Here is a 14,222-nt window from a genome sequence, read left to right as displayed (position 1 = left end):
CGTTACTTCAGGTTGCCGACCACCAGCTGGTGGCGCTCGTTGTAAAACTTACGGTAGGCCAGATAGCAGGCGATGATGGTCGACAGGCTGGCGGTAGACAGCAGCATGAAGGTCACCATAATCTGGTATTTGATCGCTTTCACCGGGTCGATGCCGGCGAAGATCAGCCCGGACATCATGCCCGGCAGGCTAACCAGCCCAACGGTTTTCGCCGAGTCCACGGTCGGGATCAGCGAAGCGCGGATGCTGTCGCGGATCAGCGCCGCCGAAGCGAACTTGGGCGTCGCCCCCAGGCTGAGCATCTCCTGAATCTTCTGCTGTTCGCTTTTGAAACGCTGGCCGAGGTTGGTGTAGCACAGCCCCACCGCCACCATGGCGTTACCGGCGATCATCCCGGAGATGGGGATCACCTGCATCGGCGTAAATTCGATGGAGCCGGTCAAGACCAGCACCGCCAGCGTCAGCACCGCGCCGGTGGTGATGGCGATAAACGACGTCACGAACGCGTGTTCGACGTACTTGCTGCGTTTCTTGGCGTTGTAGGCCGCGTTAAAGCAGATGAACAGCACCATCAACACGGTAAGCAGCGCGTTATCCAGGTCGAAAATGTACTTCAGCACGTAGCCGACGATGATCAGCTGCACCACCGCGCGGCAGATGCTCCAGATAATGTCCTTTTCCAGCGCCAGCTTTTCCCGGTGGCTGATCAGGATGGCGACCACCACCAGGATCATCGACAAGCCTAAGGATTCGTTGGTGATGTTATGCTGATTCATGCTGTTGCTCCTGTTGCTCGGCGCCGTGCGCGCGCAGGGTGATCACCTCATCCGCATGCGCTATCTCTTCGGTATCGTGCGTCACCCACAGCACCGCCAGCCGGTGCTCCGCCACCAGCTGATGCACTATCTCATTGACGTTGCGTTTGTTTTCCTCGTCCAGCGCGCTGGTGATCTCATCGAGCAGCAGCACCCGGGGCATAAACTGCAGGTTGCGGATCAGGGACACGCGCTGCTTCTCCCCGCCGGACAGCTCATTGATGCTTTTGGTCAGCATCGCCTCCGGCAGCCCGAAACGCGTTAGATCGGCCTTCATTTTTCGTTCATCCGGCGACTGTTGACGGATCTGATAGGGCAGCGCCAGATTGTCGTAAACCGTATTGCCGAACAGCGCCGGCGTCTGGAAGCAGTAAGAAACCTGCTTGCGATACGCCTCCGGCGACATCTCGGCGATCGCCTGGCCGTCGAAATAGAGGCTCCCGCGGGTCGGATCCATTAAGGAAGAGATGATTTTCAGCAGCGTGCTTTTCCCGCAGCCGGAAGGCCCGGTGATCAGTTTGAACTCGCCCTCACCCAGCGTGAAAGAGACGGAGTCCAGGATCACCTGGTTGTCTATTTGATAATGAATATCATCCAATCTCAGTATGTCTTTCTTTTCCTTCATTACGATGCCGGCTCCCTACACCTGTTCCCGTCTGAGCGATAAGTATATGGCCGCAAAAAACATCTTAGCAATGCCTGCGCGGATGGCAGAGAGCAGAGAGGAGGATTGGCGGAGCAAAACGCCCCGCCAAATGATAAGATTAATTAATGATTAGCTGTAGAGATAGTCAAAAGCGACCGCCAGGGTCGAATCACTCTTTTTTTATCGCTGCCTGTTCGTCGCCGCTGTACCAGCGTAGAGAATTGTTGATGCTGCGGTGGGTGCAGTGGACCTTGCCCTCCTTTTCCAGCGCCAGCAGCAGGGTTCGGGTGGTATAAATGTTTTCACCGCATTTATCCGCCAGCTCGCGCGTCTTCGGCCACTGCTCCGGCGGGGGATGATGGCCCCCTGACCCTTCGACACGCTCTCTGCACAATCCTTGCAACACATTCAGCATCAGCGATTTTCTGCTTTCAAACGTTTTCGGCGCCTTGGCCATAGCATTCCTCCTGAGTGGTTACTGCTGAGCTCCCCCGCTCACGGCTGCACGTCAGCGATGCGCAGGGTATAAATCATGGTGGCATCCGGGGGGATTGCCGGCGGGCTGCCCTGCTTGCCGTACGCCAGCGCCGGCGGCACCACCAGCGTGATCGAGCCGTGGCGCTGCAGCTTCTCGATAGCGGCGCGAAACAGCGGCGGATAGCGCGTCAACGGCTGAGAGATCACCGTCCCTGCCAACTCCATATCTTTGACCACCCGGCCGTCGACCAGGCTTTCGCGCACCACGATATCCACCCGATCGTCGGCACCAATCGCCCCATTGCCGGCATAGTCCACCCGGTAGTAGAAACCGAGCGCATCCTGCTTGACGCCCTCCTGACGGGCGAAATCGGCCAGATAGGCTTTGTCGTCCCGCGGTGGCGGTGGCGCCTGCGTCTGCTGCAACCGCTGCTGCGCCGTGCGCAACGCGCTGTCGATGGCGGCCTCATCCAGCCGCAACCGCCCGGCCAGAGTATCGGCGATGCCGGCCAGCAGCAGCCGGCTGTCCGCCTCCAGCCCCGCGCGCCGGTTCTCCTGCTGCAAATGCACAATGTCGCGCCCCAGAGACACGCCGGCGGCATACGCCTGTTGGTCCGCCTCGCTGGCCAGCAAGGGCGGTTCGGTGGCCTGCTGCCGCTCGGCCAGCAAGGTGTCGATCCGCTGCTGCTGCTGCGCCAACTGCGCCGCCAACCTTGCGCTGCGCTGTTCGGCCTGCGTGAGCGAAGCGGCCAGTGCGCCCACCTCAGGCACCGGCGCAACGGCTTGCCGCAATCCCTTCAGGGCATCGGCCAGCGGCCGAATGTCGACGACGGCCCGCTCCCGTTTCGGCGCCGCCGCGGCCTGAGCCGCCGCTAACTGCCGCTCCAACTGACGAATTTTCTCCGCCTGCTGTTGCAAAGACTGCTTCAGTGAAGTTAAACGAACGCCGTCTGCCCCGGCGATGGCAGCCGATTTGGCGGCCGGTGCGGGTGCCGGTTTACGCGCGGCGTCTTCCCCGAGCGCGGCCGGCGGCGCCTGCCGTTGTTCAGCGAACTTCAACAGGGCGGGAATGCCGTCGTCGGCGGCGCAAGCGGCCCCGTTCGCCGCCAACAGCAAAAAGCCCATCGCCCATCCTTGCGCGCATCGCTTCATGGCTACAGATTCTCAACCCGGCTGGACAGATCGGACATCAGCTCATGCTCGACGTCGGCGCAGAATTTCTCGGTTTTATATTGATAAAGAGCATCAATCGCTTTACGGGTACTCTCATCCACGTTGCCGCGCACCCCGGCATATCCCGAGGCGTTGGAAAGCAGGCCGTTAAAATAGGCAATGCGCTTTTGGTAACTTTGCGGATTAATATTCTTTAACGAATTAACCCGTTGTTGGCAAAGCGCGATGCGTTGTTCATCGGATTTATCATTAGGATTGTTCTGTGAAAGTTTTTTCACAGAATTCAGTTTTGTCTTGCTACCGTCCGCACAGCCAGATAGCACCATAAAAGACAGCAAAAATATAGCCAATCCCACCTTGCGGCGTCCGCCGCAAGCATTAATCATCGTTATCATTCCGTTTATAATCCTTTAATTGTCACTTAGGTCATCATTATGTGGCGAACGGCAGCGGCACATGCCTTAATTTGATTAATCAAAAGGGGTTAGACAGCGAAAAATCCCTATACCGCAATGCGATAGAATAATTCACTACCGGTGTAATTGTTATTCAATTGTTAATTAATCAGATCTAAACGCAGGTTAAACGCGAATAAGAAACCCAATCACTCGCGAACAGAAAACCACGAAACAACAATAAAAACAATGAATTATGTTTTATATTTTGTTTCTAAAGAGAAATGCATCATCTGCTGCCTAAGGGCGATATTAGCAAAACAATATTGTGAATTGTAGGTGCACCCCTATTTCCCCCGATCTAATATCTCGCATATCGTTATTTATATAGTGATTTATACTGGATAATATTTGTATACGATCTATTGATTTTAAAGCAAATATATTTCTTTTTCCTTTTGGTTTTATATTCTGAATTTGACTTAATTTAATAAAATCTATTTCCAAGCAATACTATTATTTGCAAGAATATTCCCAGCAACACGCCACACATAAAACTCGTATTTTATTTACCAGAAAATCCATTGTCGATTTTCCAAATCTCGTTATTTCTCATAAATAACGGATGTTGGCGTATTGCCCAGAGCAAAAGGATCTGGCTCCAACCGCACGGCCGGCGACATGGCGTTGCCGCCGCTGCGGGGGATTTAGATGTGCTGTTCTTTTTATTTAAAAACTCTCTACAGGAACCTGAGAAATGAAACTGAATAAATTAATGCTGGCAACCGTGATTGCTTTCGCTTCCGCATCTGTTGCGCATGCAGCACCAAATCAGGGCAGCGGTAAAGTCACCTTTACCGGCGAAATTATCGATGCGCCATGCAGCGTCGCGCCGGAATCCGTTGATCAGACCGTGCCAATGGGCCAGATCAGCAGCCGCATCCTGGCCAATCAGGGTAAATCCAGCATGCAGCCTTTCAACATCGAACTGAAAGATTGCTCCATCTCCACCATGAAAAACGTCAAAGTGACCTTTACCGGCACGCCTGATCCGATCAACAGCAAACTGCTGGCCCTGAGCGGCACCGCAACCGGCGCCGGCATCGTGATCTACGACAACCTGCACTCCAAAGAAGTGGAACTGGGCACCGCGACCGACGGCCAGGGCCTGAACGACGGCGACAACTCGCTGAAATTCGCCGCTTACCTGCAGGGCAGCAGCGCCTCAAGCACCGTGGTACCGGGCGACTTCACCAGCGTGGCGAACTTCACCCTGGCTTACCTGTAATACCCCACAGGGGATGTCTCAGGGCATCCCCCGCTTTATTGCATGCCGAGGATACCGGCAAGGGAACAGGGAAAGACAGGGAGACGCCAGTATGACTATCCGCCTTTGCGGCCTGTTGCTCATCGCGCTCAGCGTTGGCAACGCGGCGGCGGCAGCGAAAAATCAGGGCCACGGCAAAGTCAGCCTGGGCGGCACCATCGTCGAAACGCCGTGCGGCATCGCCAGCGACAGCCTGGATCAAACCGTCGATTTCGGGCTGATCTCCATGAGCGACGCCTCGCAGGACGGGCAGTCGGTGCTGATCGGCAGCCGCCGCCATTTCACGATCAAACTGGTGAACTGCGAGCTGGCCAGCCAGGTGAAGCCTGACTTCATCTATCGCGCGGCCAACGTCACGTTCGACGGCACCGCCGACAGCCGGGATCCTTCTCTGCTGGGCGTTTACGGCGAGGCGAAAGGGGTGGCTATCGAGCTGTTGACCGATGCCGGCACCCCGATCCCGCTCGGCAGCACGACGGCGGATTACCAGATTGTCGCCGGCGACAACACGCTGCGCTTCGGCGCGCAGTTGCGCCTGCATCCCGACAAGGCGCGGGCGGGCAGCTTCAGCTCTCTGGCCAAATTCACCCTGTCTTATCTCTAGCGCCGGCGGGCGCTGCACAGCATTACGTATTCAGGTCGTACGGATGACCTGCTATTGGGCGCGGACTTGCCATGAGTGATTATGCTATGACGTCATTACTGACACGGAAACACCTACCTCTCCTCGTCATTCTATCTTTCCTCTGGGTGCGTCCGGCATTTTCCGCCACGGAGTTCAATACCGACGTTCTGGACATCGGCGAGCGCAGCAAAGTGGATCTTTCGCGTTTCTCCGATGCCGACTACGTCATGCCCGGCGCTTATTTGCTGGACATCAAGATCAACCAGAAAACGCTGCCCCAGCGCAGCATTCAGTATTTCCCGTCGCCGGATAACAAAAGCGGCAGCCAGGTGTGCCTGCCGCCTGACCTGGTGGAAAAAATGGCGCTGAAAGAAGAAGCGGCCAAAAAAGTCACCCTATGGCACGACAACCAGTGCGCCGACATTCGCGGCATCAAAGGCGCGACCGTCTCCGATCGCATCGGCGGCGGCGTGCTGGCGATCACCATCCCGCAGGCGTGGATGAAATACTCCGATCCCGACTGGACGCCGCCCGAGCAGTGGGACGACGGCATCCCCGGCCTGCTGCTGGACTACAACCTGAGCGGCCAGTTAGGCAAGCAGAACCACAACAACAACACCGCCCAGAACCTGAGCAGCTACGGCACGCTGGGCGCCAATATGGGCGCCTGGCGCCTGCGCGCGGACTACCAGGCCAATTACAATCAGCAGGCCGGCGATCGCAGCACCGGTTTCGACTGGAACCAGATCTACGCCTATCGCGCGCTGCCGATGCAGGCCGCCAAGCTGACGCTGGGCGAGATCTACCTCGACTCCGGGGTGTTCGACGCCTATCGCTTCACCGGCCTCAACCTGGCCAGCGACGAGCGCATGCTGCCGCCCAACCTGCAGGGCTACGCGCCGGAAGTGCGCGGCATCGCCAAGAGCAACGCCAAGATCACCGTCTCGCAGGAAGGCCGCACGCTGTACGAAACCACCGTGCCCGCCGGGCCGTTCGCCATTCAGGATCTCAACAGCTCGGTGCGCGGCAAGCTGGACGTCAAGGTGGAAGAGCAAGACGGCACCGTCTCGACCTTCCAGGTGGATACCGCCACCATTCCGTACCTGACCCGACCGGGCTACGTGCGCTACAACGTGGCGCTGGGCAAAACCTCGGCCTACGACCACCGCACCCAGGGGCCGCTGTTTTCCGCCAGCGACTTCTCCTGGGGCCTGAGCAACGCCTGGTCGCTGTACGGCGGCGCGCTGCTCGGCGGCGACTATAACGCCTGGGCGCTCGGCCTCGGCCGCGATCTGAACGTGTTCGGCGCCATGTCGCTGGACGTCACCCAGTCGATCGCCCGCCTGCCCGGCGAACCGACCGCCAGCGGCATGTCGTTCAAGCTCAACTACGCCAAACGCTTCGACGAGCTGAACAGCCAGATCACCTTCGCCGGCTACCGCTTCTCACAGCGCAAGTTCATGAACATGTCGCAGTACCTGCAGGAGCGTTACGGCGATTACGACAAGAATTACAACGGCCGTCAGAAAGAGCTGTACACCATCACCGCCAGCAAAACCTTTATGGCGGAAGACAGCGCCAAGGCGATCACCGCCTACCTGACCTACTCGCACCAGACCTATTGGGATGCGCGAACTCAGGATCGTTACGGGCTGTCGGCCAGCAAGCTGTTCAGCGTCGGCGATATCAGCAACATCACCGCCTCGCTGTCGGCTTACCGCACCTATTACCAGGGCCGCACCGACGACAGCGTGATGCTCAACTTCACCGTGCCGATCGGCGATCGCCGGCGCGTCGGTTATGCGCTGCAAACCAACAATGGCGATGTCACGCAGACCGCGTCGTACAACGACTACAGCGATCCGGACAATACCTGGCAGGTCAGCGGCGGCTTTAATCAGTCCGGCAAATCGCTGGCGCGCGGGTACTACACCCATAACGCTTCGTTCGGCTCGCTGAACGCCAGCGCCTCTTACCAGCAGGACAGCTACTCGTCGATCGGCGGCTCGTTCCGCGGCGGCCTCACCGCCACCCGGCACGGTATCGCGGCGCACCAGAACTCGAGCAACGGCGGCAGCCGCATGATGCTCGACACCGACGGCATCGCCGGCGTGCCGATCAACAACGGCCGCGCCTACAGCAACCGTTTCGGGCTGGCGGTGATTTCCGACATCACCAGCTACTACAACACCGACACTCGCATCGACGTCAACAAGCTGGCGGACGACGTTGAGGCCACTCGCGCCGTGGTGCAAGGCACGCTGACCGAAGGCGCGATCGGCTACCGCCACTTCGAGGTGGTGAAAGGCAGCAAGCTGCTGGCCACCATTCGCCTCGCGGACGGCAGCGAACCGCCGTTCGGCGCCGCAGTGCTGAGCGAGAAAGGCCGCGAGGTCGCGGTGGTCAACGACGGCGGTTCGGTCTACCTGACCGGCGTGCAGCCGGAGGAAAAACTGGACGTCGCCTGGGAAGGCCAACGCCGCTGCCGCATCGTGATCCCGGGCGCCGCCAAGCCGCTGGACCAGCTGCTGCTGCCGTGCGCCACCCTGTAATCCGTAACGCTGAGAAATAATGACATGAACAAACACCCGATAACGCTACTGACCGCCGCCGGCCTGGCCCTGAGCGCCGTACTGCCCACCGCCGACGCGGCGATATCGCTGGATCGCACGCGCGCCGTCTATGTGAGCGACGCCAAATCGATCAGCCTGAATATCGTCAACGAAAACAAAGAGCTGCCTTTCCTGGCGCAGTCCTGGCTGGAGAACGAGCAGCACCAGAAAATCACCTCGCCGCTGGTGGTGCTGCCGCCGTTGCAGCGCGTGGAGCCGAGCGAACGCAGCGTAGTGCGCATCACCAAGACGCCGGAGGCGGATCGCCTGCCGCAGGATCGCGAGTCGGTGTTCTACTTCAACCTGCGCGAAATTCCGCCGAAAAGCACCAAAACCAACGTGATGCAGCTGGCGCTGCAAACGCAGATCAAACTGTTCTACCGGCCGAAGGCCATCGTCGCGCCCAAGGGCCAGGTGTGGCAGGAAAAGCTGGTGTTCCGTAAAAGCGGCGGCGCCATCACCGTCGACAACCCGACGCCGTTTTATATCACCCTGACCGGCATGACGCGGCAGACGCAAAAACAGGGCGGTGGCGCGATCGGCGGTTTTCAGCCGCTGATGCTGAAGCCGAAATCCAGCGAAAGCCTCAAGCTGCACGACACGGGCATGAACAGCTTCGTCATCACCTACATCAACGACTACGGCGGCCACCCCGAACTGCGCTTCGCCTGCAACGGCAACGTTTGCACCGCCGTGCCCGAGAAAAAATAAGGAGGTCCAGCATGGCTGAATTCACCGATCGACTGCGCCCGCTGCTGCTCGGCGCGCTGCTGTGCGGCGGCAGTGCGCTGGCGGCAACGCCGCTGGGCGTGATCGAAGGCACCACCGGCACCGTCAGCTTTCACGGCGGCCTGCTCAGCTCCCCCTGCAGCCTGACGCCGGACAGCCGGGATCAGTCCGTCGATCTGGGCGACGTCAGCGCACGCGACTTCCGCAACGCCGGCGATCGCAGCGCGCCGGTGCGTTTTCGCCTCTCGTTCCGCAACTGCCTGCTGGGCGCGCGCGCGTTGGCGGATAACCCGGCCGGCCCGCGCAACGGCGACGCCGGCCGCCTCTATCTGCAGGGAGAGCAGGCCGCGACGCTGGTGTTTCTCGGCGAAAGCGACGTCGACAACCCGTCGCTGCTGAAGTTGAACGGCGGCGTGCAGGGCATCGGCCTGCGGCTGCAAGACCAGCAGGGCCAGGCGCTGGAGCTGAATCAGCGCAGCCGCCCCTACATTCTGCAACCCGGCAGCAACACCCTGTGGTTCAGCGCCAGCGTGGAGTCCACCCAGCGGGCGGTGATGGCGGCCGGGTTCGCCGCCGTGGCGCACATTCAGGTGATTTACCTGTGAGGCTCGAGAACGCGATGAAAACTCAACTGACCAAACTCTGCCTGCCGCTGGCGATCGCCCTGGCGGCCCCCGCCGCCTGGGCCAACGGCTACGTCACGCCGGACGGCGGGCCGAAACAGTTCTATATCGATCTGAATCAAAGCAACATCACCAACCAGGTGGGGTTTACCAAACAGTTTCCCTATTCCTTAGGCGGTACCTATACCGGCAAGGCCTACTGCGATACGCCGATCCCCCGAAGCCCGCACTTTTACAAGTCGGATTCGGCGCTGCCCCCCTCGGACTACGGCAACGGCTTCTTGCAGTTGAACGACTTCCTGGATTTAAAAGCCGAAGTGTGGATTGCAGGTAATAAGAAGGCCTATGTCACGGTGCCTTTTTACAACGAATCCAACGAGTATCCCAATCACAGTTGCTCACCGCCCTATGTGCAGGTCAACAACTATGAAAGCGGTTCAAAAGGCCGCATCACCTTCCGGGTACGCAAAAAGATCATCAACGGCGTCGAGATTAACGATCGGCAGATCATCGAGATGTTCGGCCGCCTCGGCTCAACCGACGGCGGTTTCGGCCCCAATCCGATGGCGCAGGTGTTTATCCAGTCCGCGATCCTCTACGTGCCGGATAAATGCGTGGTGAACGAAGGCCAGTTGATCAACGTGGAGTTCGGCGAGATCGGCGGCAGCGATCTCAACGGCTCGAACTACCCGCAAAGCATTCCGGTGCGCTTCCAGTGCGAGGGCGGCAGCTTCGAGGACGGTACGCTAAACATCAAGCTGGCGGTGTCGGGCACGGCGGCCGCCTTCAGCAACGAGGTGTTCAAAACCGACAAGAACGATCTCGGTATCCGGCTGACGCACAACGGCCAGCTGGTTATCCCGAATGAGTTTTACCCGGTGCCGAACATCGGCAACGGCGGCTCCTGGAACCTGGTGGCGGCACCGTTCGCCAACGGCGGCGCAGAGATCGGCGAAGGGGAATTCAACGCATCGGCCACCATCGTGGCGGCATTCCAGTAACCGAGGGAGGAACGAAAATGCGTCTACGCGCTTTAGCGCTGCTGAGCTGCGTGCCCTGGTGGTTTACCGCCATGCCGGCGACGGCGAACACCGAGCTTATCGGCGCGCCGGTGCAGTTCCACGGCACCGTGGTGAGCCGCCCGTGCAATATCGAACCGCAGTCCGCCGATCAACTGGTGGAGATGGGCACGGTGATCGTCAAAACCCTGTACCGCTACGGCCACACCACGCCGGTGCCGTTCAGCATCAAGCTGACCGACTGCAAGACCACGGTGTTCAAATCCGTCAGCGTGACCTTCAGCGGCACCGAAGACGGAGAGCTGCCGGGCAAGCTGGCGATCAACAACGGCGCGAACGGCGCCGCCATCGCCCTGTTCGATCATCAGGGTGCAGATATCGATCTGAATAAGGCCACCAGCGCCGTCGCGCTGCAAAACGGCCCCAACAGCCTGAACTTCACCGCCTATGTGCAGGGGCGGCCAAGTGCAATTCAGAACCAAAGCATTACCGAAGGCGAATTCACGTCCGTCGCCAATTTTGTGCTGGCGTACCAATAAGCCCGCACCGCCCCAGGGAAATCAGGAAAACGACCGGCGCGCGAACGCCGGCGATTGGCCGTCACCGTTCGCTCCGGCGCGGTGACGCGGCCTTTTAAGGAGCCACCCATGCCAGATATTCGCTTCACGCTGTTCGACAGCGATAACTTCTACCAGCAGGGGCTGCGTCTGCTGCTGCAGGACTATCTGCACTCCCTGAACGAATGCCAACGCCGGTATCCGCAGTTCTCACCGCTGGCGCTGCAGGCGTTGGATAACATCGAAATCGTGTTCCGTACGCCGGAAGAGCGCTGGGGCTGCGCCTGCTGTTATCAGAGCCCCTACGGCATCCCGCGCCAGCGGCAGCTGACCCTGCTGATCCTCGACGACACGACCCAGCAACAGGTGAAAAACCTGCCGCCGCTGTTCAGCATCCATCGGCGCGATTCGGCCTACGCCATCCGCCTCAAGCTGCAAATGGCGTTGGAAAAATTCATCCAGCATCCGTGGATGGCGGTGCATGCCGCCGGCATGTGGAAATGCCAGGCCTGCCGCATCGCCGCGCTCAGCCACTGCGAGAAAAAGGTGCTGGGATTGATGAGCAGCGGCATGTCCGCCTGCAGCATCGCCGGCCTGCTGCAGCGCAGCCAGAAAACCATCAGCGCCCACAAGCGTTCGGCGATGCGCAAGCTGAACGTGCGCAAAAACAGCGAGTTGAATAAGGTGCTGCTGAATCAGCGGGGGCTTGGCTGAGCGACAACAGGCTCGCGAGTGACGCCAGAGTGGTTTACTCTGAATGCTCATTTTCACTCTATCAAGCGAGCCGGAATACATGCCCAGAACAGCCAAAGTCGTTGACATCCCCGCCATCGGCGAGCTCGATCGCCTGGCGGGCCAGCTTAGCCACCAGCTGGCGCAGGCCCTGCGCCAGGCCATCCATCGGGGCGATCTGAAAGCGGGCGATCTGCTGCCCTCGACGCGCCGGCTGTCGGCGGCGCTGAATCTGGCACGCGGCACGGTCTTGGAAGCATTCGCTCAGCTAACGGCGGAAGGCTTTCTCGAACCGCAGCCCGGCTCCGGCACCCGGGTCGCTCACTATCAGGCGCCGCGCCGCACGCCGCACGCCATCGTGCAGGCGAGCTCGGCGGTAGCGGTGCCGCTTTCTTCACAGGCGCAGCATCTGGCGCGCTTCGCCGCCCAGGCACGGGCGCTGCCGCCGGTGCCGTTCACCGTCTCGGTGCCGATCGGTGATACCGCGCCCGACGATGTCTGGCGGCGGCTCGGCAACCGCATCCGGGCGCGCGGCCCCGGCGCCCCGTCGGGCTACGGCGATCCGCTGGGCGCGTTGCCGCTGCGCGAAGCCATCTGCGACTATGTGCGCCGTTCCCGCTCGGTAAACTGCACGCCGCAGCAAATCCTCATCACCTCCGGCACGCAACAAGGGCTCTATTTGGCCGCCCAGATCCTGCTGGATGCCGGCGACAGCGCCTGGGTCGAAGATCCCGCCTACGCCGGCATTACCGCCATTTTCGACAGCCTGTTTCGCGATCGGCACATGATTAGGGTGCCCGTCGCCGACGACGGCATCGACGTTGCCGCCGGCGTGCGTCTGGCCGCCGACGCCCGCGCCGCCTTTGTCACGCCGTCGCATCAATATCCGCTGGGCATGCCGATGAGCATGGCGAAAAGAAGCGCCCTGCTGGCCTGGGCCAAAGAGCGGCAGGCCTGGATCGTGGAAGACGACTACGACAGCGAGATGCGCTACGCCGGTCACCCGTTCCCTTCGCTGCAGGGACTGGCGCCCGAACGGACGCTCTATCTCGGCACCTTCAGCAAGGTGCTGTTCCCTTCGCTGCGGCTGGGTTACGCCGTCGTGCCGCCGTCGCTGGTCGACGCCTTTTGCGGCGCCAGGATCCTGATGGATCGCCATCCACCCAGCGCGGATCAACACGTGCTGGCCGCCTTTATCGCCGAAGGGTATCTCGACCGCCATATCCGCAAAATGCGCGGCGTCTACGCCGAGAAACGCCGGGTGCTGATCGAGGCGATCAACACGCATATCCCCGCGGAGCTGGCGGTAGTGCAGCCCTGCGATCAGGGCATGCACATGGTGCTGTGGCTGAGGAAAGATCTCGATGACGTGCGGGTCGCCCAATGCGCCAACGAAGCCGGATTGGCGCTGCGGGCGGTGTCGCCGATGTATGCGCCCGGCCACGGTGAGCCGGGTCTGGTGCTGGGATTGGGCGGTTACGCCGACCGCCAGGTTCAACAGGCGGTGGAACGGCTCGAACAGGTGATCCTGGCCTGCGCCGGTAGCGGCGCCTAGCGGGAAAAACGTTTGGCGCCGAACACGCAAACCACCACGCCGGCCATCACGGCGATCATCATCGGCTGGACGGTCTCATGCAGCAGCCAGCCCGCCAGCGCCAGGCCGAAGAACGGCTGCAGCAGCTGCAACTGTCCGACGGCGGCGATGCCGCCCTGCGCCAGGCCGCGATACCAGAAAATAAACCCAATCCACATGCTGAACACCGAGACGTAAACCAGCGACAGCCAGGCGGCGCCGCTGATCGCAGGCCAACCGGCCGGCGCCGCCAGCCAGGTGGCCGCCAGCGTCAACGGCAACGCCACCACCAGCGCCCAGGAGATCACCTGCCAGCCGCCGATCCGGCGCGACAGCACCGCCCCTTCGGCATAGCCCAGGCCGCACAGCAACACCGCCCCGACCATCAGCGCATCCCCTTGCCAGGCACCGCCGCTCCCCTGGCTCAACGCGAAAGCGCCCACCAACACGGCGCCGACGCCTGAAAAAGCCCAAAAAGCGGGCTTGGGCCGTTCTCCGCCGCGCAAAACGCCAAAACCGGCGGTCGCCAGCGGCAGCAGGCCGATGTACACCAGCGAATGCGCCGACGTGGTGTGCTGCAGCGCCAGCGCCGTCAGCAGCGGAAAACCGATGACCACGCCGAGCGCCACAAACAGCAGCGGCGGCAAATCGGCCCGCGTCGGCCGCGCCTGCCGGGTGATCAGCAACGCACACAGGGCCAGCAAGGCGGCGATCGCCGCCCTGACCGCCGTCAGAAACAGCGGATCGAGCTCCAGCACCGCCACTCGCGTGGCGGGCAGCGAGCCGCTGAAGATCATCATGCCGAGGAAGCCGTTCATCCAGCCCTGGGCCGAATGCCCGGCGGCGGGATGTGCAGGGGAAACAACGAGAGTTTTTTCAGACTGACTGTCCATCATGTGAACGCTCCGCACGCCTGAGG

At 60.7% G+C, this 14,222-nt stretch carries 15 protein-coding genes; 9 read left to right on the top strand and 6 right to left on the bottom strand.

What is annotated here, in order from left to right; all coding sequences use genetic code 11:
• Positions 1-2: 2 nt before the first annotated feature.
• The 5 genes from fetB to EKL15_RS06200 all read right to left on the bottom strand — a co-directional run bounded on the left by fetB (position 3) and on the right by EKL15_RS06200 (position 3,506).
• Positions 3-776 (bottom strand): iron export ABC transporter permease subunit FetB, encoded by a 774-nt coding sequence (fetB, locus tag EKL15_RS06220; RefSeq protein WP_060441406.1) that lies wholly within the window; start codon positions 774-776, stop codon positions 3-5.
• Complete coding sequence (fetA, locus tag EKL15_RS06215) at positions 763-1,440, bottom strand: iron ABC transporter ATP-binding protein FetA (protein WP_047729658.1); 678 nt, start codon at positions 1,438-1,440, stop codon at positions 763-765. The genes fetB and fetA overlap by 14 nt, the downstream gene beginning before the upstream one ends.
• Before the next feature lie 190 nt (positions 1,441-1,630).
• Positions 1,631-1,918 (bottom strand): FaeA/PapI family transcriptional regulator, encoded by a 288-nt coding sequence (locus EKL15_RS06210; RefSeq protein WP_070913853.1) that lies wholly within the window; start codon positions 1,916-1,918, stop codon positions 1,631-1,633.
• Positions 1,919-1,956: 38 nt separating this feature from the next.
• Positions 1,957-3,063 carry an FKBP-type peptidyl-prolyl cis-trans isomerase N-terminal domain-containing protein gene (locus EKL15_RS06205; RefSeq protein ID WP_172906352.1) on the bottom strand — a complete coding sequence of 369 codons (1,107 nt, stop codon included), beginning with the start codon at positions 3,061-3,063 and terminating at the stop codon, positions 1,957-1,959.
• Positions 3,064-3,092: 29 nt separating this feature from the next.
• Positions 3,093-3,506 (bottom strand): hypothetical protein, encoded by a 414-nt coding sequence (locus EKL15_RS06200; RefSeq protein WP_038871468.1) that lies wholly within the window; start codon positions 3,504-3,506, stop codon positions 3,093-3,095.
• Between the two features lie 757 nt (positions 3,507-4,263).
• Here EKL15_RS06200 and EKL15_RS06195 point away from each other — a divergent pair.
• From EKL15_RS06195 to EKL15_RS06155, 9 genes are all read left to right on the top strand, one after another.
• Positions 4,264-4,794, top strand: coding sequence for a fimbrial protein (locus EKL15_RS06195; RefSeq protein WP_147840522.1), 531 nt, complete (start codon positions 4,264-4,266; stop codon positions 4,792-4,794).
• A 91-nt stretch (positions 4,795-4,885) separates the two neighbouring features.
• Entirely contained in the window at positions 4,886-5,437 is a 552-nt protein-coding gene (locus EKL15_RS06190; protein ID WP_203089124.1) for a fimbrial protein, read from the top strand.
• A 71-nt stretch (positions 5,438-5,508) separates the two neighbouring features.
• Positions 5,509-8,010, top strand: a complete 2,502-nt coding sequence (locus tag EKL15_RS06185; protein ID WP_038871477.1) for a fimbria/pilus outer membrane usher protein — start codon at positions 5,509-5,511, stop codon at positions 8,008-8,010.
• A 24-nt stretch (positions 8,011-8,034) separates the two neighbouring features.
• On the top strand, positions 8,035-8,781 hold the full coding sequence (locus tag EKL15_RS06180) for a molecular chaperone (protein WP_070913855.1): 747 nt from the start codon (positions 8,035-8,037) through the stop codon (positions 8,779-8,781).
• Positions 8,782-8,792: 11 nt separating this feature from the next.
• Positions 8,793-9,404: a fimbrial protein gene (locus tag EKL15_RS06175; RefSeq protein WP_047729654.1), complete on the top strand. Its 612-nt coding sequence runs from the start codon at positions 8,793-8,795 to the stop codon at positions 9,402-9,404.
• Between the two features lie 14 nt (positions 9,405-9,418).
• Positions 9,419-10,423 (top strand): fimbrial protein, encoded by a 1,005-nt coding sequence (locus EKL15_RS06170; protein WP_033651772.1) that lies wholly within the window; start codon positions 9,419-9,421, stop codon positions 10,421-10,423.
• A 17-nt stretch (positions 10,424-10,440) separates the two neighbouring features.
• On the top strand, positions 10,441-10,980 hold the full coding sequence (locus EKL15_RS06165; protein ID WP_038871490.1) for a fimbrial protein: 540 nt from the start codon (positions 10,441-10,443) through the stop codon (positions 10,978-10,980).
• 108 nt (positions 10,981-11,088) lie between these two features.
• Positions 11,089-11,712, top strand: a complete 624-nt coding sequence (locus EKL15_RS06160; RefSeq protein ID WP_060424452.1) for a LuxR family transcriptional regulator — start codon at positions 11,089-11,091, stop codon at positions 11,710-11,712.
• A gap of 79 nt (positions 11,713-11,791) precedes the next feature.
• Positions 11,792-13,285 (top strand): PLP-dependent aminotransferase family protein, encoded by a 1,494-nt coding sequence (locus tag EKL15_RS06155; RefSeq protein ID WP_203089122.1) that lies wholly within the window; start codon positions 11,792-11,794, stop codon positions 13,283-13,285.
• On the opposite strand, the gene EKL15_RS06150 is transcribed toward EKL15_RS06155, so the two are convergent.
• Positions 13,282-14,196 carry a DMT family transporter gene (locus EKL15_RS06150; RefSeq protein ID WP_089186908.1) on the bottom strand — a complete coding sequence of 305 codons (915 nt, stop codon included), beginning with the start codon at positions 14,194-14,196 and terminating at the stop codon, positions 13,282-13,284. The genes EKL15_RS06155 and EKL15_RS06150 overlap by 4 nt on opposite strands.
• Between the last annotated feature and the right edge of the window lie 26 nt (positions 14,197-14,222).

The organism is Serratia sp. 4542, from assembly GCF_016805595.1.
Taxonomy (GTDB): domain Bacteria; phylum Pseudomonadota; class Gammaproteobacteria; order Enterobacterales; family Enterobacteriaceae; genus Serratia; species Serratia nevei.
Note: the sequence above shows the minus strand (reverse complement) of the source record. Positions and strands in the feature narration are given on the sequence as shown.